Source organism: Blastococcus sp. SYSU DS0539 (assembly GCF_054050855.1).
The window spans coordinates 16,433-37,648 of record NZ_JBJHAF010000017.1; the positions used below are offsets into that span (position 1 = coordinate 16,433).

At 75.2% G+C, this 21,216-nt stretch carries 16 protein-coding genes; 5 read left to right on the top strand and 11 right to left on the bottom strand.

The genetic code is table 11. The annotated features are described in order from the left end of the window. Positions 1-44 precede the first annotated feature (44 nt). Positions 45-1,064 (top strand): Acg family FMN-binding oxidoreductase, encoded by a 1,020-nt coding sequence (locus ACI790_RS18285; RefSeq protein ID WP_456571209.1) that lies wholly within the window; start codon positions 45-47, stop codon positions 1,062-1,064. A 25-nt stretch (positions 1,065-1,089) separates the two neighbouring features. Here the strand turns inward: ACI790_RS18285 and ACI790_RS18290 are convergent, their stop codons facing one another. The 5 genes from ACI790_RS18290 to ACI790_RS18310 all read right to left on the bottom strand — a co-directional run bounded on the left by ACI790_RS18290 (position 1,090) and on the right by ACI790_RS18310 (position 4,910). Then, complete coding sequence (locus ACI790_RS18290; RefSeq protein ID WP_456571210.1) at positions 1,090-1,896, bottom strand: DUF998 domain-containing protein; 807 nt, start codon at positions 1,894-1,896, stop codon at positions 1,090-1,092. Further along, a complete protein-coding gene (locus tag ACI790_RS18295) occupies positions 1,884-2,324 on the bottom strand; it encodes a hypothetical protein (protein ID WP_456571211.1) in 441 nt (146 codons plus the stop codon). Before ACI790_RS18295 ends, ACI790_RS18290 begins: the two co-directional genes overlap by 13 nt. Before the next feature lie 73 nt (positions 2,325-2,397). Further along, on the bottom strand, positions 2,398-2,595 hold the full coding sequence (locus ACI790_RS18300) for a hypothetical protein (protein WP_456571212.1): 198 nt from the start codon (positions 2,593-2,595) through the stop codon (positions 2,398-2,400). Positions 2,596-2,674: 79 nt separating this feature from the next. Beyond that, on the bottom strand, positions 2,675-3,010 hold the full coding sequence (locus tag ACI790_RS18305) for a hypothetical protein (RefSeq protein WP_456571213.1): 336 nt from the start codon (positions 3,008-3,010) through the stop codon (positions 2,675-2,677). A 115-nt stretch (positions 3,011-3,125) separates the two neighbouring features. Next, the gene (locus ACI790_RS18310) at positions 3,126-4,910 is read right to left on the bottom strand and encodes a bifunctional metallophosphatase/5'-nucleotidase (protein WP_456571214.1); all 1,785 of its coding nucleotides are present in this window, start codon (positions 4,908-4,910) and stop codon (positions 3,126-3,128) included. A 195-nt stretch (positions 4,911-5,105) separates the two neighbouring features. Here ACI790_RS18310 and ACI790_RS18315 point away from each other — a divergent pair, with 195 nt between their 5' ends. Then, positions 5,106-7,751, top strand: coding sequence for an ExeM/NucH family extracellular endonuclease (locus ACI790_RS18315; RefSeq protein WP_456571215.1), 2,646 nt, complete (start codon positions 5,106-5,108; stop codon positions 7,749-7,751). Positions 7,752-7,822: 71 nt separating this feature from the next. On the opposite strand, the gene malQ is transcribed toward ACI790_RS18315, so the two are convergent. Next, positions 7,823-9,649 (bottom strand): 4-alpha-glucanotransferase, encoded by a 1,827-nt coding sequence (malQ, locus tag ACI790_RS18320; protein WP_456571216.1) that lies wholly within the window; start codon positions 9,647-9,649, stop codon positions 7,823-7,825. A 37-nt stretch (positions 9,650-9,686) separates the two neighbouring features. After that, positions 9,687-12,176, bottom strand: a complete 2,490-nt coding sequence (gene hrpB / locus ACI790_RS18325) for an ATP-dependent helicase HrpB (protein ID WP_456571217.1) — start codon at positions 12,174-12,176, stop codon at positions 9,687-9,689. A 76-nt stretch (positions 12,177-12,252) separates the two neighbouring features. Between hrpB and ACI790_RS18330 the strand changes: the two genes are divergently transcribed. Beyond that, positions 12,253-13,302 carry a TIGR03885 family FMN-dependent LLM class oxidoreductase gene (locus ACI790_RS18330; RefSeq protein WP_456571218.1) on the top strand — a complete coding sequence of 350 codons (1,050 nt, stop codon included), beginning with the start codon at positions 12,253-12,255 and terminating at the stop codon, positions 13,300-13,302. Positions 13,303-13,313: 11 nt separating this feature from the next. Next, complete coding sequence (locus ACI790_RS18335; protein ID WP_456571219.1) at positions 13,314-14,993, top strand: alpha-amylase family protein; 1,680 nt, start codon at positions 13,314-13,316, stop codon at positions 14,991-14,993. Between the two features lie 30 nt (positions 14,994-15,023). Here ACI790_RS18335 and ACI790_RS18340 read toward each other — a convergent pair whose 3' ends face one another. Next, positions 15,024-15,941, bottom strand: coding sequence for an AEC family transporter (locus tag ACI790_RS18340; protein ID WP_456571220.1), 918 nt, complete (start codon positions 15,939-15,941; stop codon positions 15,024-15,026). Between the two features lie 128 nt (positions 15,942-16,069). On the opposite strand from ACI790_RS18340, the gene ACI790_RS18345 reads away from it, so the two are divergent. Further along, positions 16,070-16,639 (top strand): hypothetical protein, encoded by a 570-nt coding sequence (locus ACI790_RS18345; protein WP_456571221.1) that lies wholly within the window; start codon positions 16,070-16,072, stop codon positions 16,637-16,639. A gap of 59 nt (positions 16,640-16,698) precedes the next feature. Here ACI790_RS18345 and ACI790_RS18350 read toward each other — a convergent pair whose 3' ends face one another. The 3 genes from ACI790_RS18350 to ACI790_RS18360 form a co-directional block, all read right to left on the bottom strand. Beyond that, positions 16,699-17,463 carry a sulfite exporter TauE/SafE family protein gene (locus tag ACI790_RS18350; RefSeq protein ID WP_456571222.1) on the bottom strand — a complete coding sequence of 255 codons (765 nt, stop codon included), beginning with the start codon at positions 17,461-17,463 and terminating at the stop codon, positions 16,699-16,701. Further along, entirely contained in the window at positions 17,460-18,233 is a 774-nt protein-coding gene (locus tag ACI790_RS18355) for a sulfite exporter TauE/SafE family protein (protein WP_456571223.1), read from the bottom strand. The genes ACI790_RS18350 and ACI790_RS18355 overlap by 4 nt, the downstream gene beginning before the upstream one ends. A gap of 230 nt (positions 18,234-18,463) precedes the next feature. After that, on the bottom strand, positions 18,464-21,013 hold the full coding sequence (locus ACI790_RS18360; RefSeq protein WP_456571224.1) for a DEAD/DEAH box helicase: 2,550 nt from the start codon (positions 21,011-21,013) through the stop codon (positions 18,464-18,466). Between the last annotated feature and the right edge of the window lie 203 nt (positions 21,014-21,216).

The window sequence follows — 21,216 nt, forward strand, 5'->3', positions numbered from 1 at the left end:
CCATCGCCGATGGCCGTCGGAGGCGACCGGCCGGGAGGTTCGTGGTGGAGGAGCAGGACTGGGCGCAGGTGGTGGCCGCGGCCACGCGGGCGCCGTCGATCCACAACACGCAGCCGTGGCGGTTCGTGGCCCGGCCCGACCGGTTGGAGCTGTTCCTCGATCCGGGCCGCGCGCTGCCGGTGCTGGACCCGAGCGGCCGGCAGCAGGTGATCAGCTGCGGCATCGCGCTGGAGTTCGCGGTGGTGGCGCTCGCCGCCCGGGGGGAGGGCGCCGACGTCGACGAGCTGCCCGACGCCGCCGACCCCACCCACCTCGCGAGCGTCCGGATCGCGCCGGCGGGGAAGGCGTCCTCCGACGCCCGGGCGCTGGCCGACGCGATCGACCGCCGGCACACCGTGCGCGCGCCGTTCGAGGCGCGCGCCGTGCCCGACGACCTCCTGGCGCGGCTGCAGGCCGAGGCGGAGGTCTTCGGGACGTGGCTCAAACCGATCACCCGCTCGGAGGAGGAGGTGGCCACCGTCTTCCTCATCTCCCGGGCCGAGGAGATGGAGCAGGGGGATCCGGCCTACCTCGCCGAGCTGGAGAGCTGGCTGCGCACCGACCCCGCCGCCGTGGACGGCGTCCCGCTCGGTGCCGTGCCGAGCGAGGACCCGCACGAGCGGGCCTCCAACTGGCTGATCCGGGACTTCGTCGCCGGGCACCGCGAGCCGCACGCCTTCCGGGCCGCCGGTGACCCCGCGGCGCCGCCGCCGGAGGTGGAGCGGCCGGCCGTCGTGCTGATGGGCACCGACGGGGACGACCGCGCCGCCTGGGTCCGGTCGGGGCGGGCGCTGGGGCGCGTGCTGCTGCACGCGACAGCCGCCGGCCTGGTCGCCTCGCCGCTCACCCAGGCGCTCGACTGGCCGGCCACCCGCACCCGCATGCAGTCCCGGCTGTCGCTGGTCGGGCACCCGCAGATGCTGCTGCGCATGGGCTATCCGCGGCAGGGCCCGGACGCGCCGCCCCCCGCGGTCAGCGGCCGGCGACCCGTACGGGAGGTGCTGCGCATCGAGCCGGCCGGCTGATCCCCGGCCCGATCCGCAGCGCCGGTCAGCGCTGCCGGGGAGCGGGCGCCCACGGGTCCTCGGGGTCGACGTCGCCCGGCTCGGTCCCGGTGGGCCCGGCGGGGGGCGCCGTCGCCCCCGGTCGGGTGGCGGACTCCAGGGCGGCGTCGCGCGCACGGGCCTGCTCGGTCCGGCGGGCCTGCTCGCGCGCGCGCTCGGCGCGCAGCGAGGACTCCTCGGGCGCCGCGTCGCCCGGCCGGACCACCCACCACAGCCCGCCCCCGGTCAGGGCCAGCGCGATCGGCAGCGGATAGGCCGCGGCGCGCTCCGTGCCGCCCTCGCCGAGGAACCCGGTGACGCCGGTCAGGAAGAAGATGGTCGCCGCGATCGCCACCATGCCGAGGAGGACCACGGTCGTGCCCAGCGCCTCGGACCGGGGGCGGACGGCGTAGGCGAGCGTGACCAGACCCAGCCCGCCGCCCACCAGGTACAGCACCGCTCCGATGGTGTGCATCGTGCTGCTGCCGTCGGCCGGGAAGACCCCGACGAGCAGCACGCCCAGCGCGGTCACGCCCAGGAGCAGCGGCACCGCCGGGCCCGCGCTCCCTCCGCGCAGCGCCGGCCGCAGCAGCAGGGCGCCGCCGAGGATGAGCGCCGCCTGCACGACGAAGGAGGCGTTCATCAGCTGCCGGGCGGCGGAGTCGCTCGCGCCCAGCGCGCTGATCACGTCGTCGACGCGGGAGTAGGGGCCGGCGTAGCGGACCTGGGCGAGGGCCTCCACGACGAAGAACTGGAGGGTCAGCACCCAGGTGAGGGCGCCCCAGCGCAGGCGGTTCGGGGTCACGTCCGCCATGGTCCCAGGCCGGTCCGGTCCAGCCGGGCGCGGACCGCGGCGAACTGGCCCGCAGACAGCCAGGAGGGATTGCTGCCGGCGGCCATCCGGACGACCTCGGCCCCGGCGAACGCCGGGTCGGCGAGCAGCTCCGCGCGGGGGAGGGGCTGGTCGAGCAGCGCCAGCCGGACGGGCACGGAGGGGCCGCCGGGACCGTCGTCGACCGGGCCGGCCACGGCGCCCACGGCGTGCACGCCGGGGTGGTGGCGGCCGCTCAGCCAGAGCAGGCACGGCTGCCCGGGGGCCAGCAGGCCGACCCGGTAGGACGGGCGGAGGCACCGGGTGAGCACCCGCTCCTCCCCGGCGCGCCAGCCGGGGGACAGCTGCTCCGGCGGGGCGGAGGTCTTGAGCAGCCAGCAGGCGACGTCGCCCGCGGTCAGCAGCGGCACCGCTCGGCTCCTCCTGCCGGTCTGCCCGGCGGCGCACCCGGTCCGGCGGGTGCGCCGCCCGGACGGAGCAGGGTCAGTCGGTGGCCGAGTGCACGTCGGCGCCGGCCGGGTCGGCGTCGTCGGACCCGACCGCCTGGCGCTCCTGCTCGGTGCGGTGCTCGAGCGCCTCGTCGCTCAGGTGCGGGTCCTTGGCGTGCTCCTGGCGGTCGCGGGGCGCCGACTCCTGGGGCTGCATGACGTCGTCGAGGGTGGGGCGGTCGGGCTCGCTCATCGGGGTGTCCTCCGGCTCGGTGGGGATGCGGTCGGGAGGGGGCATAGCCGCGACCCGCCCGGGCTAACCGGGACGACGATCACCTCGGCTCCAGCCGGGACGCCGGCAGCCAGGCCTCGACCAGCGCCGGTCCGTGCGGGCCGGTCAGCGCGTAGGTGACGCGGCCCTGCCAGCCGCCGTCCCGCTGCTGCCACTCCACGAGCAGACCGGGCCAGGTGCCCGGCGCCTCCGGCGGGTCGTGCACCCAGCAGTGCCGGCCCTCGCCGCTGCTCCCGCCCACCGGGCGGCTGGTCCCGGCGGGCGAGGGCGGCGGCTCCTGCAGCGGCGGGCGGGGGAGCTGTGCACCGACTCCCGATTCCGCCGCCCGCTCGCCGAGCGACCGGCCGCCGCGCCCCCGGTGCATCCCGCCTGCCATGCAGGGGAGTCTCGCACGCCGGTCGAACATGCGTTCGACGACGCCCCGTGGCGCCGACGAACGACAGCGGGCGCCCCCTGCACTCGCGGAGGGCGCCCGCCGTGGGGTCACCGGATCAGGGAACGGAGGTGATCCGACCCTCGCCACCGACGGGGTAGTCGGCCGCGGACACGACGCCACCGAGGTCCTCGACCAGGTAGGTCTCGAGGGCCTCCTGGTAGGTCACCGGCAGGACGGTGAACGCGACGCCGTCGAAGGGGTAGCCGTCACCGCCGCGGAGCAGGAAGTCGATCGTCGCGACGGAGATGGTCTCCAGCGCACTGGTCCGCACGCCGTCCTCGACGAGGACGGTCCCGTCGTCCAGGACCAGGTCGACGACCCGGGACCCGACCGGCTGGGACACGTCGTAGGTGACCCGGTAGCCGGCGGCCTGGGCGAACTGGCCCGCCGACCCCGGCAGACCCGACAGGCCGCGCTCGACCCCGGCGACGAAGGTCTCCACCGGCATGGCCGGCGCGACGCCGACGAAGTTCGAGAACGGCAGCACCGTGTAGGTGTCCAGCGCGGTGATCTCGCCGGCCGGGAGCACCGAGGCGTTGCGGATGCCGCCGCCGTTCTGCAGCGCCACGACCGGCGCCGTCAGGCCGAGGGCGTCGGCCTCGCGCCGGCCGGCGGCGAGCAGGGCGTCCGTGGTGAGGTTGCCGAGGTTGGTCTCCCGGCTCCGGACGTCGTCGCGGAGGCCGTTGAGCTCGACCTCCGACGTGGCCACCACCTGCTCGGCCAGGTCCGCGACGTACTGCTCCACCGGCCGGACGACCTGCCGGTCGACCGCGTAGTTGGGCGCGACGGCGTCCGGGCCCTGAGCGGCGACCGGGATGGGGCGCGACAGCTCGTCGTGCACCGTCAGCAGCTCGCCGGCCGCGTCGAACGTGACGACCAGGCGGCCGACGTAGGAGTAGAGCGCGGCCGTCGTGACGACGGGGACGACCTCGCCGTCGGCGTCGGTCGGGGTCAGCGGGTAGGAGCCGTGGACCTCGGTGCCGTTGGGCACCAGCGGGTCGCCCTCGTCGGCGAGCAGCTCGTGCCCACCGCCGCCGACGATGACGTCGACACCGCTGAGCTGGGCGGCGAGCGCGACCTCGTTGTCGATGTCCTGCAGGTGCGAGACGAGCACGACCTTGTCGACGCCGGCGGCCTCGTAGGCGGCGGCCTGGGCGTTGGCGATCCCGGCCAGGTCGGGGTCCACCGTCACGCCGCGCGAGCTGGTGAGCCGGGGCAGGTCCGGCGTGGTGAGCCCGATGAAGCCGATCCGCTCCCCGCGCTCCCGGACGACGTGCGAGGTGACGATGGTGCCGTCCGCGACCCGGGCCAGGAGGGCCGGCTCGTCCGCGAAGCCGAGGTTGCTGGAGACGATCGTCGTCTGCGGGCGCAGGTCGCCGATCCACTCGGCGAAGAAGTCCGGGCCGAGGTCGAAGTCGTGGTTGCCGGGGATCGACACGTCGAAGCGCGCGGCGTTGAACGCGGTGGCGTCGTAGATGGGCCGCCGCGAGTCCTCGCTGGCGGCCAGCTGCGGGCCGGGGAGGAAGTTGTCGCCGGCCGAGATGGTGACGACGCCGCGCTTCTTGGCCTGGCCCTCGACCGGCCGGCCGGTCAGGGCCGCGATCTGCTGCTGGCGGATCAGCTCGACGAAGCGGTCGGCGCCGCCGTAGGTGTCGCCGTCCTCGGTGGTGACCGGCAGCAGCGCGGACTCGAGGTCGTTGGCGTGCAGCAGGGTGAGGGTGAAGTCGGGGGTGGTGGTCGCGGGATCCGCGGCCGCGGCGGTGCCGGCGAGGCTGCCGCCGACGAGGGAGGCCGCGACGGTCGCCACGACGGTGCCGCGGCGCAGGTGGGTCAGGGACATGACGCTCCGAGGTCGGTGGGACTGGCCGGGCGAGCGTCACACCGGGAGGTGAACGGCGCATGACCGGACGACCGCCTGTGACGCATCGAACAGCAGGACCGTTCCGTCACGTAGACGTCACCTTCCGTGATGCGGCTCGTCACTCGATCGGCTTAACGTCCTCGCACCTCAACGATCGTCCGGAAGGACTTCTCCGTGCTCGTACGCATCGGCAGTCCGCGCGTCCTCGCGCGCCGCACTGCTCTCGGCACCCTCGCCGCCTCCATGGCCGTGGTGGGTCTGCCCGCCTTCGCGCAGGCGGCGCCGCCGACCACCCCGTTCATCTCCGAGCTCCACTACGACAACGCCGGCACCGACGCCGGCGAGTTCGTCGAGGTGCAGCTGCCCGCCGGCACCAGCTCGGCCGGGTTGTCCGTGGTCCTCTACAACGGCGGCAACGGCGCGACCTACGACACCGACGCGCTCCCCGCGGTGACCGCGCCCGCGGACGCCCCGGCCGTCGCGGTCGTCGAGTACCCGGCCGACGGCATCCAGAACGGGTCGCCGGACGGGATCGCCCTGGTCGAGGCGGACGGCGAGGTGCTCGAGTTCCTCTCCTACGAGGGGACGATGACCGCCGTCGGCGGCCCGGCCGACCGCACGACGAGCACCGACATCGGCGTCACCGAGAGCAGCAGCACACCGATCGGGCAGTCGCTGTCCCGCAGCTACGACGCTGCCACCGATGCGCTCGTGTGGTCCGGTCCGGCCGCGGCCACCCCGGGTGCGGTGAACGCCGCACCGACCCCGGTCGAGCCGCCGCCGGCCGCCGGCGAGGTCTGCGACACCCCGGTGACCCACGAGATCGGCGAGGTGCAGGGCACCGGCGCGACCACCCCGCTGGCCGGCGCCACGGTCACCGTGCGCGGCGTCGTCGTCGGCGACGTCCCCGGCCTGTCCGGCTTCTACCTGCAGGACGCCGACGGCGACGGCGACCCGGCGACCTCGGACGGCATCTTCGTCTTCAGCTCCGTCGCGGTGGACCTGGGCGACACGGTGGCGGTGACCGGCCCGGCCCAGGAGTACTTCGACCAGACCCAGATCCGCGGCGAGGCGAACGTGGGCGTCTGCGCCGACGGCACCGTCGCCGACCTGCCGGAGCCGGCGCCGCTGGACCTGCCCGCCGGTGACGCCGACCGCGAGCGGCTCGAGGCCATGCTGGTCGCCCCCGTCGACACGCTGACCGTCAGCGAGGTCTACGACCTGACCAGCTACGGCGAGCTGACCCTGTCCGAGGGGGGCCGGCTGGTCCAGCCCACCGAGCTGGCCCGCCCTGGTGCCGAGGCGGAGGCGATCGCGGCGGACAACGCGCTGCGCAGCATCACCCTGGACGACGCGTCCAGCAGCCGGATCGGCGTGACCACGGCCCCCTACCTGTCCCCGGAGACCCCGGTCCGGGTCGGTGACCAGCTGACCTTCACCGAGCCGCTCGTGCTCGGCTACGGGTTCGACGCCTGGCGGCTGCAGCCGGCCGACGGCACCGCGGACGGCGTCTTCGCCCTGCAGAACACCCGTCCGGCCGCGCCGGGCGAGGTGGGCGGTGACGTCCAGGTGGGCGCGTTCAACGTGCTCAACTACTTCCTCACCCAGGGCGGTGTGGGGCGCGGTGCCACCAGCGACGCGGAGTTCGAGGAGCAGGCCGGCAAGATCGTGCCGGCGATCAACGCGCTGGGCGCCGACGTGGTGACCCTGATGGAGATCGAGGACACCGACTCCACCGGGCTGACCCCGGGCGACGCCGACACCGCGCTGGCCGACCTGGTGGCCCGGCTGAACGCCGACGCCGGCGCCGGCACGTGGGCCTACGTGCCGTTCCCCGAGGAGCTGTACGCGGTCGACCGGGACGTGATCCGGAACGCGATCATCTACCGGCCCGCCGTCGTCACGCCGGTCGGGGACTCGGTCGGGTTGGTCGACGAGTCGGTCTGGTCCAACGCCCGGGAGCCGATCGCCCAGACGTTCACCGCGGACGGCGACGCCTTCACCGTGGTGGCCAACCACTTCAAGTCCAAGGGTGGCACCGGCACCGGTGACAACCTCGACACCGGCCAAGGCTCCTTCAACGGTGACCGGGTGCGGCAGGCGGCGTCGCTGGGGGCCTTCGCCGAGCAGCTGGAGGCGCAGACCGGCGACCCGGACGTCCTGCTGATGGGCGACTTCAACGCCTACACCCAGGAGGACCCGATCGAGGTCCTCCGCGAGGAGGGCTTCGTCGACCTCGGTAAGCAGTTCGACCCGGGCCGCTACAGCTACGTGTTCGACGCGCTGTCCGGCTCGCTGGACCACGCGCTGGCCACGACGGAGCTCACCGCCAAGGTGACCGACGTGGTGCACTGGAACATCAACTCGGTGGAGTCCTTTGCCTACCAGTACTCCGGCGACCCCGCGCTGTACGCGACGAACCCCTACCGTTCCAGCGACCACGACCCGCTGCTGCTCGGCATCGACCTGCAGGAGGCCGTCGTCGAGCCGGAGCCGCTGCTCTGCCAGGGCCTCGAGCCCACGTCGGTCGGCACCGAGGGCGACGACGTGCTCCACGGCGGCAACGGCGTCGACGTGATCATGGGGTCGGGCGGCGACGACGTCATCACCGGTGGCAACGGCGCGGACGTGATCTGCGGCGGCGACGGGAACGACGTCATCAACGGCGACAACGGGGACGACGTCCTGCTGGGCGGCCCCGGCGATGACCGGCTGCACGGGGACAACGGCAGCGACACGCTGATCGGCGGCCCCGGCACCGACGTCCTCGACCAGGGCAAGGGCAAGGGCCGCGAGGACCAGGACGGCGCCGAGTCCTGACCTGACCGGCGCCGCGGACGCGCACCGGCGCGGCACCCCGACCGGGGTGCCGCGCCGGATGCGTTCGGGCGTCAGTCGCTGTCGAGGCCCTCGGCGAGGGTGCGGGCGACCGTCTGCAGCAGGGGGTGCTCCGGCAGGTCCTCCACGGGCACCGGCAGGGGCAGCGACCAGTTGGGCCGGTCATCAGCGCCGGGCATGTTCGGCCGGCGCTGCTCGCCCAGGGCGTCGTCCAGCGTCGCCGACAGCAGCAGCGACGGCGCCGTCGCCAGCAGGGCGTGCGCCTGCTCCACCGCCTGCTCGACGGTGGCGTCGTCGGAGAGGCCCGGCAGGTGCGCCAGCAGGGAGCTCCGCCCGCGCTCGAGCTCCTCGTCGGTGCCGGTCCCGTGCTCCCGCTGCTCGTCGACGTCGGCCTCGGTCCACAGCCCCGCGACGGTCGGCAGGTCGTGCGTGGTGATCGCCGCCATGGCCTCGGCCGGCCACTCCGCCGGGGCGTCGTCCTCGAACCACAGCAGCCGGTACGAGAGCACCCCGTGCTCCGCCATGGCCTCCCGGACGCCGTCCTCGACGGTGCCGAGGTCCTCGCCCACGACGAGCGCCTGCGCGCGGTGGCTCTCCAGCGCGACGATGTTCAGCAGGTCCTCGGCGGGATAGCGGACGTAGGCGCCGTCGGCGGCGCTGCCGTCCCTCGGCACCCACCACAGCCGGAACAGGCCCATGACGTGGTCGATCCGCAGGCCACCCGCCCCGGCCATCGTGGCCCGGATGGACTGGATGAACGGCTCGTAGTCGGCGTTGCGCAGCCGCCAGGGGATCAGCGGCGGGGAGCCCCAGTCCTGCCCGGCGGAGTTGAACGCGTCCGGCGGGGCGCCGACGCTGACGCCGTCGGCGAGCACCTCCTGCCACGCCCAGGCGTCGGCGCCGCCGCCGGCGAAGCCGATCGGCAGGTCCTGGATGACGGTCATGTCCCCGGTGGCCGCGGTGAACTGCAGGTCCAGCGCCCACTGCAGCCAGGCGTGGAACGCGACGACCGCGCCGTGCTGCTCGGCGTAGCCGGCGACGCCGGGGCCGTCGGGGCGGCGCAGCTCGTCGGGCCAGGTGTGCCAGTCGGCGCCGTGCTCCTCGGTGATCGCCGCCCAGGTGGCCCAGTCCTGCAGCGTCTGCCCCTGCTCCTGCCGCCAGCGGCCGAAGGCCTCCCCGCCGCCGTGCGCGAAGAAGATCCGCATGAGGACCTCGCGCTTGCGCGCCCAGATGGCGTCGCGGTCGATCAGCGCGCCCTCCGAGAGGGCGCGGCCGGCGTCGCTCTCCAGGTCGACGCCCTCGGCACCGGGCACCTCGTCCACCCGCAGGTAGATCGGGTTGCGGAACCGGCGGGTGGCCGGCAGGTAGGGGCTGGCCTCCTGCTGGGCGATCGGGGCCACCGCGTGCAGCGGGTTGATCAGCAGGAAGCCCGCGCCCTGCTCGGCGGCCATCCGCCGGATGCTGCGCAGGTCGCCCAGGTCACCGATGCCCCAGCTGGCGCGGCCGCGGGCGGCGTACAGCTGCACCGCCCAGCCCCAGGCGCGGTCCTCGGGCAGCCAGCAGCGGCCCGGCGACACGATCAGCCGGCGGCGGCGTCCCTCCGGGGACTGCAGCCAGTGGTAGCCCAGCGGGAAGTCCTCCGGCAGCTCGCCGTCGATGTGCCGGACCTCGCCGTCCTCGCAGACGACGTCGGCCTCGTCGATCTCCAGCACGTCGCCGGGGCGGGCGACGATGGGCGCCCGGTCCTCGAGGTCGGCCGGCGGTTCACCGATGATCCCCCGCAGCTGGTCGATGGTCTCCTGCGCCACCTGGTGCTCCTGGTCGAGCGCGTCGAGCCAGCTCGCATCGATACCCCGGTCGTCGGTCGTCGGCGTCGTCACCGGTCGATCCTCTCCGGGGCCGGGGCAGGCCGCAGCCTCAGCCGCGCGGTCGGGGGCGTGACGTTGCCCGCTTCGTGGCCGGAGCGGCCGCCGGGTCCTCCGGCCAGGGGTGCCGGGGATAGCGGCCCCGGAGCTCGCTGCGGACGGCGGGGTACCCGGTGACCCAGAAACCGGCGAGATCCGCGGTGGTGGCCACCGGCCGCTGCGCGGGGGAGAGCAGCTGCAGCCGCAGCGGCCGGCCGGCGACCCGCGGTGCCGCCGCCCAGCCGAACACCTCCTGCACCCGCACCGAGAGGGTCGGCACCTCCGGATCGGTGTAGTCGATCCGGATCCGGGACCCGGTGGGCACCGTCACGGAGTCGGGCACGACGGCGTCCAGCTCGCCGGCCGCCTGCCAGGGGACCAGCGCGCGGAGCGCCGCGGCGACGTCCAGCCGCGCCAGGTCGGCGCGGCTGCGGGCACCGGAGACGTCGATGCCGGCGAGCAGGGCCGCGTCGTCGACGGCGGGCCACGGGTCCCCGAGCCCGGCGTGCGCCGCCGCCAGGCGCTCGCGCAGCCGTCGGGCGGCAGGAGTCCAGCGGAGCACCCCGAGGCCCTCCAGCCGCAGCCCCTCGGCGACCGCCGCCGCCACGGCAGCCGGGTCCGGCGCGCCCGCCGGGCGCTCGGCCAGGACGATCGCGCCCAGTCGCTCCACGCGGGCGCTGCGGACGTCGCCGTCGCGCCAGGACACCTCGTCCCGGTCCCCGTGCAGCGCGCCGGCGGCCTCGAGGGCGGTCGCCTCGTCGATCGCGACGGCCGACCGCACCCGGGCGTCCCGCCGGCCGGGGGCCCGGTCGGCGACCGCGACGGCCAGCCAGGGCGCGCCGGTCAGGGCCGTTCCGGGGGCCAGCTCGGCACCGGTGCCGGCGGCCATGAGGTACGTGCCGGTGGTCCCCGGCCGGCGCCGGGCGATCCGCTCGGGATGGGCCAGGCCGACCACCAGCCCGGCCGCGGTGTCGTCGGGCAGGCGGGGCGGGGCGACGTCCCCGGCGGCCCGCTCGAGGCGGCTGACCTCGTCCCGCCACCGGGACGTGGCACCCCGGTCGGCACCCGAGCGCAGCGCCCGCCAGGACGCGGTCAGGTCGTCCCCGCGGACGGCGACGTCCGCGGAGAGCAGGGCGACCACCTCGGCGGCCCGGCGACGGCCGACCAGCGGGGCGCCGTCGAGCAGCGCGCGGGCCAGCCGCGGGTGCACCCCGACCGCGGTCAGCGCGCGCCCCCGGGCGGTCGCCCGGCCGTCCCCGTCCACCGCGCCGAGGGCCCGCAGCGTCTGCCCGGCGACGAGCAGGGCGGCGGCCGGGGGAGCGTCCAGGAGGCCCAGTCCGGACCCGTCCGGCGCGCCCCAGCAGGCCAGCTCCAGGACGAAGGCGGTGAGGTCGGCGGTGGCGACCTCCGGTTCGTCGTGCGCGGGGAGCCGGTCGTGCTGGGCGGCGGTCCAGCAGCGGTAGACCGCACCGGGCCCCTCCCGGCCGGCCCGCCCGGCGCGCTGGGTGACCGACGCCCGCGAGGCGCGCACGGTGACCAGCGAGCCGAGGCCGCGGGACAGGTCGGCCCGCGGCACCCGGGCGAGCCCGGCGTCGACGACGACGCGGACGCCCGGCACGGTCAGGCTGCTCTCCGCCAGCGCGGTGGCCAGGACGACCCGCCGGCGGGGCCCCGGCCGCAGCGCGGCGTCCTGCGCCGCGGCCGGCAGCCGGCCGTGCAGCGGCAGCACGTCGGCGTCGATCCCGCCGAGCTGCCCGGTCACCGTGCCGATCTCGCCGACGCCGGGCAGGAAGACGAGCAGGTCACCGGCCCGCTCGGTCAGCGCGCGGCGGACGGTTGCGGCGACGTGGCCGAGCAGGCGCGGGTCGACCCGCAGGCCGTGCGGTGGATCGACCGGGCCGGCCGGCGGGGACCAGACGACGTCGACGTCGTGCAGGGCGCCGGGGGCCTCGACGACGGGGGCCGGCGCCCCGTCGCCGCCGAGCAGGACGGCCAGCCGCTCCGCCCGGGCCGTCGCCGACATGGCCAGCAGCCGGAGCTCCGGGCGCAGCGCGGCGCGGACGTCCAGGCAGAAGGCGAGCGCGAGATCGGTGTCCAGGTGCCGTTCGTGGCACTCGTCCAGCAGCACGGCGTCCACCCCGCGCAGCTCCGGATCGGCCTGCAGGCGGCGGACCAGCAGGCCGGTGGTGACCACTTCGACGCGGGTGGCGGCGCCGCGCCGGCTCTCGCCGCGGACGCTGTACCCGATCCGGCCGCCGACCGGCTCGCCCAGCAGCGCCGCCATCCGGCGTGCCGCCGCGCGGGCGGCGACGCGGCGCGGCTCGGCGACCAGGACGCGCCCGGGCACCGCGCCGGCCACGGCGAGCGGCACGAGCGTGGTCTTCCCGGTCCCCGGTGGCGAGACGAGCACGGCGGCGCCGGCCGTGGCGAGGGCGTCCGACAGCGCGGGGAGCGCGGCGCGCACCGGCAGATCGGTCTGCGGCGTTCCCGGCGGTGGCAGCACGCGCCCAGTCTCCCGCGCGGCCGGGCCGGGTTCGTTCCCGCTGGCCGGGGCGCCTGCGCTCCGGTAGGCATCGGCCATGCCGGTGATCGGATTCCACAACTCGCACGAGCAGGTCCATCCCACGGCGCTGCTGGACGCCGTCCGGCACGCCGAGGAGGTGGGCTTCACCGCCGCGATGTGCTCGGACCACCTCACCCCCTGGAACCCGCGGCAGGGGGAGTCGGGGTTCGCCTGGTCGTGGCTGGGTGCGGCGATGGCGACGACGTCGCTGCCGTTCGGCGCGGTGAACGCCCCCGGCCAGCGCTACCACCCGGTGATCGTGGCCCAGGCGATCGCCACCCTGGGGGCGATGTTCCCCGGCCGGTTCTGGGCGGCCCTCGGTTCCGGCGAGGCGATGAACGAGCACGTCACCGGGCACGTCTGGCCGCGCAAGGAGTTGCGCGACGCCCGGCTGCGCGAGTGCATCGACATCATCCGGGCGCTGCTGGCCGGCGAGGAGGTCAGCCACGACGGGCTGGTCACCGTCGACCGGGCGCGGATCTGGACCCTGCCCGAGCAGCAGCCGGCGCTCATCGCCCCCGCGGTCACGGCGCGGACCGCCGCCCGGCACGCCGAGTGGGCCGACGGCCTGGTGACGATCAACCAGCCGCACGAGACCCTGCGCGAGGTCGTCGCCTCCTACCGGGACGCCGGCGGGCAGGGCACGCTGGCCATCCAGGTGCACGTCTCCTGGGACCCCGACCCCGACCGGGCCGCGGCCCTGGCCCACGACCAGTGGCGCAGCAACGTGTTCCCGCCGCCGCTGTGCTGGGACCTGGACACCACGCTCGCCTTCGACCAGGCCAGTGCGCACGTCACCCCGGAGGCCGTCGGCGAGGTGGTGCGCATCTCCAGCGATCTGGGCCGGCACGCCGCCTGGATCCAGGAGTACGTCGACCTCGGCTTCGACCAGGTGTACGTCCACCACGTGCCCAAGGAGCAGCGGGCGTTCCTCGACGCCTTCGGCGAGCACGTGCTGCCCCAGCTGGACGTCACCGCACCGGCGCCGGCGGTGGCCATCGACCCGCCCGGCCCGGTCGAGCCACGCCGTCCGGCGCAGGCGCCCGAGCCCGCCGTCCTGGACTGAGGGGGTGACCCGTGCGGATCACCGACACGTCCGACCTGTGGTGGAAGAACGCCGTCGTCTACTGCCTGGACGTCGAGACGTTCATGGACTGGAACGGCGACGGCGTCGGTGACCTCCAGGGGCTGGCGCAGCGGCTGGACCACCTCGCCGACCTCGGCGTCACCTGCCTGTGGCTGATGCCCTTCTACCCGACCGCCGGCCGGGACGACGGCTACGACATCACCGACTACTACGGGGTCGATCCCCGGCTGGGCGACCACGGCGACCTGGTCGAGATGATCCGGACGGCGAACGACCGGGGGATGCGGGTGATCGCCGACCTGGTGGTCAACCACACCTCCGACCAGCACCCGTGGTTCCGGTCGGCGAAGGAGAGCAAGGACTCCCCGTACCGCGACTTCTACGTGTGGCGGGACGACGAGCCGCCGGACACCAGCGACAAGGTGGTCTTCCCCGACGCCGAGGGCGGCGTCTGGACGCACAGCCCGGAGACCGGCGAGTGGTACATGCACCGCTTCTACTCCGAGCAGCCCGACCTCAACGTCGCCAACCCGAAGGTCCGCGACGAGATCGCCAAGATCATGGGCTTCTGGCTCCAGCTCGGGTTGTCCGGGTTCCGCGTCGACGCCGTGCCGTTCCTGCTGGAGACCGCCGGGCTGGACGAGGAGACCGCGTCGCGGTTCCCCGACCCGCACGCCTACCTCCGCGCCCTGCGCTCCTTCCTCGGCCGGCGGACCGGATCGGGCGTGCTGCTCGGCGAGGTGAACCTGCCCTTCGAGGAGCAGGTGCCCTTCTTCGGCGGCCAGGACGGCGACGAGCTGACCATGCAGTTCGACTTCGTCACCATGCAGCAGACCTACCTGTCCCTGGCCCGCGGCGACGCCGGGCCGCTCGCCGCCGCGCTCGCGGCCCGGCCGGAGATCTCCCCGGACAGCCAGTGGGGGACGTTCGTGCGCAACCACGACGAGCTGACGCTGGACAAGCTGAGCGACGACGAGCGCGCCGAGGTCTTCGCCGCCTTCGGTCCCGAGCGGCGGATGCAGGTCTACGACCGGGGCCTGATCCGGCGGCTGCCCCCGATGATGTCCGGTGATCCGCGCCGGGTGCGGATGGTCTACAGCCTGCTGTTCGCGCTGCCGGGCACGCCGGTGCTCTTCTACGGCGAGGAGATCGGCATGGGGGAGGACCTCTCCGCCGGCAGCCGGCTCTCGGTGCGCACGCCGATGCAGTGGACCAGCGGGGTCAACGGCGGGTTCTCCCGCGGACCGGCCGAGGAGCTGACCCGGCCGGTCGTCGACGGCGGGTTCGGCCCCGAGTTCGTCAACGTCGCCGACCAGCGCCGCGATCCGGATTCGCTCCTGTCGTTCATGAAGCTGCTCATCCGCCGCTACCGGGAGTCCCCGGAGCTGGGCTGGGGCGACTTCGCCGTCCTCGACCAGCCGCACGCCTCGGTGCTGGCCCTGCTCTGCAGCTGGGACGACGCGGCGCTGGTCACCCTGCACAACCTGGGGCCGGAGCCGCGGACGGTGCCGTTGACCGTGCCCGGCTGCGACAGCAGGCACCGCCTCGAGGACCTGCTGACGGCCGGCAGCACCGAGCTGGGGGACGACGGCGCCGCGGAACTGGCGCTGGAGGCCTACGGCTACCGCTGGCTGCGGGTGGTGGGCGAGGACAGCCGCCGGCTGCTGTGACCCGCGCGGGCGGCGGCCGGTTGCGGGCGCTCAGCCGGTCAGCGCCAGCCACAGCGGCAGCGTGAGCAGCGCGGCCGTCGTCGTCGCGGAGACCTGGGCGGCCACGAACGTGCCGTTGCCCTGCATCCGGGCGGCGAGGACGTAGGACGCGGTGGCCGGGGGCACGGCGGCGAGCGCGAGGACGACGAACCGCTGGTCGCCCTCCACGCCGAGCAGCGCCGCGAGGCCGAGGGCCACCGCCGGCACGGCCAGCAGCTTGACGGCGCCGAGGTAGGCGGCCATGAGGCGCTGCCCGCGCGGCAGGCCGGCCAGGCGCAGGGCCGCGCCGACCGCGAGCAGGCCCAGCGGCACCGCCGCGGCGGCCAGCCGGGAGAGGGTCGCGTCGACCGGTGACGGCAGCGTCAGCCCGAGCAGGTTGCCGCCCAGGCCCGCGACCGTGGCGAGGATCAGCGGGTTGCGGGCCACGGCGGCCAGCACTCCGAGGCCGCGTCGGCCGGCCGCCCCGCCGGGGGCGCTGCGGGCCAGCGCCGTGACCGCCAGGACGTTGACCAGCGGGACCGTCACCCCGAGCAGCACGCCCATGAGCGCGAGGGCGGGGACCCCGAGGTCGTCGACCAGCGCCAGGGCGATGAAGGTGTTGAACCGGAACGCCGTCTGCCATCCCGAGGCCGCGGTCATCCGGTCGACGCCGGGCAGCCACCGGACCACCGCGCCCAGCAGGGCCCCGGCGCTCAGGGCCCCCAGCGCGGCCAGCACGGCCCCGCCCGAACCGGCCGCGGCCAGGTCCGCCGACAGCGTGGTGCGGAAGAGCAGCGCCGGGAAGAGCACGAAGTAGACCAGCCGCTCCAGGTCGACCCAGAAACCCGGCGACCGCCAGGCGAAGCGGCGCAGCAGCAGGCCGATGAGGAGGAGGGCGAACTCCGGCAGGACCAGCGCAGCCGCGTTCACCGGGCGCAGCCTAGCCACCCGCGCGGGGAGGCGCGGCGCGGCATCACGGTGCGTGAGGGGTCCGCCGGGGCGGCGTCCCCCGCTCCCGGGGGCGGTGCGCCTAGCGTGGCGCACGAGGTGATTGATCCATGAGTGAACGCAACGGAAGTACGGCCGCCGGCCCGGGGACGGCGGAGATCCCGGTCGTGCGGCCCGCCGGCCCCGAGGCGCCGCCGACGGTCACGGCGCCCGCGGTGTCCGAGCCGGCTGCCGCGCCGGAGGGCGCGGAGGCGCCGGGGGCCGACGGCGACGTCGTCCCCGGCATGCACGCGACGGCACCGGTGAACGTGCGGCCCCGGCCGCGCATGCCGCGTCGCGGACCGCTGACGGTGATGGGGCCGTGGGCCCCGGTCGCCGGCGGGCTGCTGGGCCTGCTGCTCGGGCTGGTCGTCGTCCTGGTGCTCGGCGGTTCGGCCGACGTCTTCGACGACCGGCTGGCGCTGACCTTCGCCGTCGTCGGGCTGAGCCTGCTCGGCGCCTCCGGCGTCCTGCTGGCCGACGAGGTGCGCATCGTGCGGCAGCGCGCCCGGGAGGCCGGGGTCCGGCCGCAGTGGGTGGAGTCGACCGCGACGCTGGTCAACGGTCTGACGCCGGCCCGGCTGCTGCTGCTGGTGAGCGCCTTCGTGCTCTTCCTGTCGGCCTACGTCTCGCGCGGCTGACCGGCGCGGTCGCGCCCCCGCCGACGTTCCGCGCGCGGTGGGGGCGGACCGCGCGGCCGTCAGGTGTAGGCCTGGAGGCCGAGGTGCACGGCGAGGCCGAGCCCGGCGACGGCGATGACCGTGCGCAGCGCGCCCTGCGGCGCCCGGCGCACCACCCGTGGCCCGAGCCGGCCGCCGAGGAAGAAGCCCAGCGCCAGCGGCAGCGCCGCCGACCAGGCGACGTCGGCGAGGAGGACGAACCCGACGGCCGCGATGCCGTTGGCCACGCCGAGCACGACGTTCTTCATCGCGTTGCCGCGGGGCAGCCCCTCGCCGGTGGAGAGCAGGTACATCGCCAGCAGCAGCACGCCCGCGGCGGCGCCGAAGTAGCCGCCGTAGATGGTCACCGCGAAGGTGCCCAGCGGCAGCCAGCGCGGATCTGGCGCGGCGGCGTGCTGCGCCCCCTCGGCGGCCAGCTCGCGCGGCGGGCGTTGCACGAGGATGGCCAGCGAGGCCCCGCCGATCAGCCACGGCACGATCCGCTCGAAGGCGTCCGAGGGCGTGAGCAGCAGCAGCCCCGCCCCGGTGGCGCCGCCGAGCACGGCGGCGAGCAGCAGCGGCCGCAGCCGCCGGGTCTGCCCGCGCAGCTCCGGGCGGGAGGCGCTCACCGAGCCCACCGCGTTGAGGACCAGCGCGACGGTGTTGGTGACGTTCGCGGTGACCGGTGGCAGCCCGGTGGCCAGCAGCGCGGGGTAGCTCACCAGGGAGGCGAGCCCGGCGATGCTGCCGGACAGCCCCGCGCCGACGCCGGCGACCACCAGGAAGGCGAACTCCCAGCCGCTCATCCGGTCACCAGCACCACGATGGCGACGACCCCGAGGACGACGATGGCCGTCCGCAGGACCACCGCGGGCAGGCGGCGGCCGTACCGGGAGCTGACCGCGCCGCCCACCAGCGAGCCGGCGGCCAGCAGCCCGGCGGCCGCCCAGTCGATGCGGTCGGTGGCCACGACGACGTACGCGCCGGCGGCCACCCCGTTGACGGTGAGGGTCAGCACGTTCTTGAGCGCGTTCAGCCGCTGCAGCGACTCGCGCAGCAGCAGGCCGAAGATGCCGATCTGCAGCACCCCCTGGCTGGCGGCGAAGTAGCCGCCGTAGGTGCCGGTGACGTACGCGCCGGCGACGAGGGCGGCGAGCCGCCCCCTCGTGAGCGGCGATCCGCCCTCGCGCTCCCCGGCCGGCAGCCGGCGCGCGACCGCCGGCTGGAGGACGACGAGCAGGACGGCGATGCCGATGAGCACCGGCACGACCGCCTCGAAGGTGGCGGCGGGCAGGTGCAGCAGCAGGAAGGCGCCGGTGAGCGCGCCGAGGACCGAGGCGGGCATGAGCCGCAGGAGCAGGCGCCGCTGCCCGCGCAGCTCGCGCCGGTAGCCGATCGCCCCGCTCAGGTTGCCCGCGACCAGCCCGAGGGAGTTGCTGATCGTGGCGGGCACGGGCGGCAGGCCGACGGCGAGCAGCACCGGGAAGCTCACCAGCGTCCCCGAACCGACGACGGCGTTGATCCCGCCGGCGGCGAACCCGGCGGCCGCCACCGCGACCATCTCCCACCCCGTCATGCGCCCATCGCGAGGAGCCTGGCACGGCGCCGGCCGATGCCGTGCGTGCACCCGCCCTGACGCCGAGTCCGGCCCCGCCGGACCGCCCCGGCGACGCACCGGCCCCCGTCGTCACCGGCCCCCCGGACGGCGATGGTCGTCCCGGCGGCAACCGCCGGGGCCGCCCCGGACGTGCTCGAGCGGCCGGTCAGGGCCGGCCCCCCGGCGGCCGGTCGGCAGGCATGGCCACCTCAGTCCCTGCGGCCGGCGTCCACGAGCCGGATGACCGCGGCGCCCTCCTCGTCGGAGGCCGCCAGGTCCACCTCGACGTCGAAGCCCCAGTCGTGGTGGCCCTCGGGGTCGTCGACGATCTGCCGCACCCGCCAGATGCCGGGCTCGGCCTTGTCCCAGATGAGGAGCGCCGGCCCGCGGGCGTCGCCGCCGGTGTTCACCTCGGGGTGCTCGGCGAAGTAGGCCTGCACGACCTCGCCCCAGCGCTCGGCGTCCCAGCCGGCGCCGGCGTCCAGCTCGCCGAGGTCGTACCAGCGGCGGCGGGCCCACAGCTCCACCCGGCGGAACAGCGCGTTCCGGACCATCGCGGTGAAGGCGCGCTCGTTGCCGGTCAGCGGCCGCGGGCGGGCGGGGACGGCGACCGGCACGTCCAGCGGCTGGTCCGGTGAGGTGAGCTGCTCCCACTCGTCCAGCAGCGAGCTGTCGACCTGGCGCACCAGCTCGCCGAGCCACTCGACGAGGTCGGTCACCTCCTCGGTGCGCGCCGCGGCGGGCACACCGGAGCGCAGCGCCTTGAACGCGTCGGAGAGGTAGCGCAGCACGGCGCCCTCGGCGCGGGTCAGCCCGTAGGTGTTCACGAACTCCCGGAAGGTGAACGCCCGCTCCCACATCTCCCGGACGACGGACTTCGGCGACAGCTGCCCGTCGGCCGCCCACGGGTTGCTCTGCCGGTAGACGTCGAAGGCGTGCCCGAGCAGCTCCTCCAGCGGCTTGGGGTAGCTGACCTCCTCGAGCAGCTCGATCCGCTCGTCGTACTCGATGCCCTCGGCCTTCATCTGCGCGACGGCCTCGCCCTTGGCCTTGTTCAGCTGGGCGGCGAGGATCTGGCGTGGGTCGTCGAGGGTCGCCTCGATGACGCTGACGACGTCGAGGGCGTACGTGTCGGACTCCGGGTCGAGCAGGTCGATGGCGGCCAGCGCGAACGTCGACAGCGGCTGGTTGAGCGCGAAGTCCGGCGGCAGGTCCAGCGTCAGGTCGTAGCGGCGGCCGTCGGGCTCCGGCTCTGGGAGCCGCTCCAGGACGCCGGCCTGCAGCAGCGACCGCGCGATGCCGATGGCGTCGCGGATCAGCTTCAGCTGCTTGGGGCGCGGCTCGTGGTTCTCCGTCAGCAGCCGGCGCATCGCCGCGAACGGGTCGCCCGGCCGGTCGACGACGTCGAGGACCATCGCCGTCGTCACCCGCATGTGGCTGGTCAGCTTCTCGGGTTCCCCCTCGACCAGCCGGTTCATCGTCGACTCGCTCCACGGCACCATGCCGTCGGGCACCTTCTTGCGCACCAGCTTGCGGCGCTTCTTCGGGTCGTCGGCGACCTTGGCGAACTGCTTGAGGTTCTCCACCTCGTGCTCCGGCGCCTGCACGACGACGGTGCCCGCCGTGTCGTAGCCGGCGCGGCCGGCCCGCCCGGCGATCTGGTGGAACTCGCGGACCTGGAGCAGCCGGGTGCGGGTGCCGTCGTACTTGCTCAGCGCGGAGAAGACGACGGTGCGGATCGGCACGTTGATGCCGACGCCGAGGGTGTCGGTGCCGCAGATGACCTTGAGCAGCCCGGCCTGCGCGAGCTGCTCCACCAGCCGCCGGTACTTCGGCAGCATCCCGGCGTGGTGGACCCCGATGCCGTGGCGGACCAGCCGCGACAGCGTCGTCCCGAAGGCGGAGGAGAACCGGAAGCCGCCGATCAGGTCGGCGATCGCGGCCTTCTCCTGCTTGCTGCACACGTTGACGCTCATCAGGGCCTGGGCGCGCTCCAGCGCCGACGCCTGGGTGAAGTGGACGACGTAGACCGGCGCCTGCTGGGTGTCCAGCAGCTCCTGGATCGTCTCGTGCATCGGCGTCGTGGCGTAGTAGTGGTGCAGCGGCACCGGGCGGACTGCGTTGGCGACCAGCGCCGTCGGGCGGCCGGTGCGGCGGGTGAGGTCCTCGCGCAGGGACGTGACGTCCCCGAGGGTGGCGCTCATCAGCAGGAACTGCGCCTTCGGCAGCTCCAGCAGCGGCACCTGCCAGGCCCAGCCGCGGTCGGGGTCGCCGTAGAAGTGGAACTCGTCCATGACCACGAGCCCGATGTCGGCGTCCGCGCCCTCGCGCAGCGCGATGTTCGCCAGCACCTCGGCGGTGCAGGCGATGATCGGGGCCCCGGCGTTGACGCTCGCGTCGCCGGTCAGCATGCCGACGTTGGCCGCGCCGAAGACGCCGCAGAGCGCGAAGAACTTCTCGCTGACCAGCGCCTTGATCGGCGCGGTGTAGTAGCTGCGCCGGCCGGCGGCCAGGGCCGCGTACTGCGCCCCGGTGGCCACCAGCGACTTGCCCGAGCCGGTGGGCGTGGCCAGGACGACGTTCGCGCCGCTGACCAGCTCGATCAGCGCCTCCTCCTGCGCCGGGTACAGCGTCGTGCCGCCTGCCTCGGCCCAGGCGGCGAAGGAGGCGAACAGCTCGTCGGGATCGCCGCCCCGGGCGCGGAGCGCGGTGAGGTCGGTGGGGTCGTCGATCAGCGGCGGCGCGGCGGTCGTGGTCATCAGGGCCACCAGCGTGCCCGATGCCGGCCGGGTCCCGTCGACCGAGGCCCGCGGACGCGCCGCCCCAGGGTCTGATAACGATCCGGTAACGAGGTGTGCTGCGGGGTGTGACGTATGCCGTAGTCGGAGAGGAAGGTGAACAGCAGGTGAACGAAAGGTGGCTGTAACATGCGAGAGCGTTTCTGCCCGGAGTGCCGGTGGAC

Coding starts and splice junctions, on each gene's coding strand:
- ACI790_RS18345 (WP_456571221.1), top strand. CDS start 16,070: ATGAGTGAACGCAACGGAAGTACGGCCGCCGGCCCGGGGACGGCGGAG.
- ACI790_RS18310 (WP_456571214.1), bottom strand. CDS start 4,910: ATGTCCCTGACCCACCTGCGCCGCGGCACCGTCGTGGCGACCGTCGCG.
- ACI790_RS18360 (WP_456571224.1), bottom strand. CDS start 21,013: ATGACCACGACCGCCGCGCCGCCGCTGATCGACGACCCCACCGACCTC.
- ACI790_RS18305 (WP_456571213.1), bottom strand. CDS start 3,010: ATGGCAGGCGGGATGCACCGGGGGCGCGGCGGCCGGTCGCTCGGCGAG.
- ACI790_RS18350 (WP_456571222.1), bottom strand. CDS start 17,463: ATGAGCGGCTGGGAGTTCGCCTTCCTGGTGGTCGCCGGCGTCGGCGCG.
- ACI790_RS18300 (WP_456571212.1), bottom strand. CDS start 2,595: ATGAGCGAGCCCGACCGCCCCACCCTCGACGACGTCATGCAGCCCCAG.
- ACI790_RS18330 (WP_456571218.1), top strand. CDS start 12,253: ATGCCGGTGATCGGATTCCACAACTCGCACGAGCAGGTCCATCCCACG.
- ACI790_RS18355 (WP_456571223.1), bottom strand. CDS start 18,233: ATGACGGGGTGGGAGATGGTCGCGGTGGCGGCCGCCGGGTTCGCCGCC.
- ACI790_RS18290 (WP_456571210.1), bottom strand. CDS start 1,896: ATGGCGGACGTGACCCCGAACCGCCTGCGCTGGGGCGCCCTCACCTGG.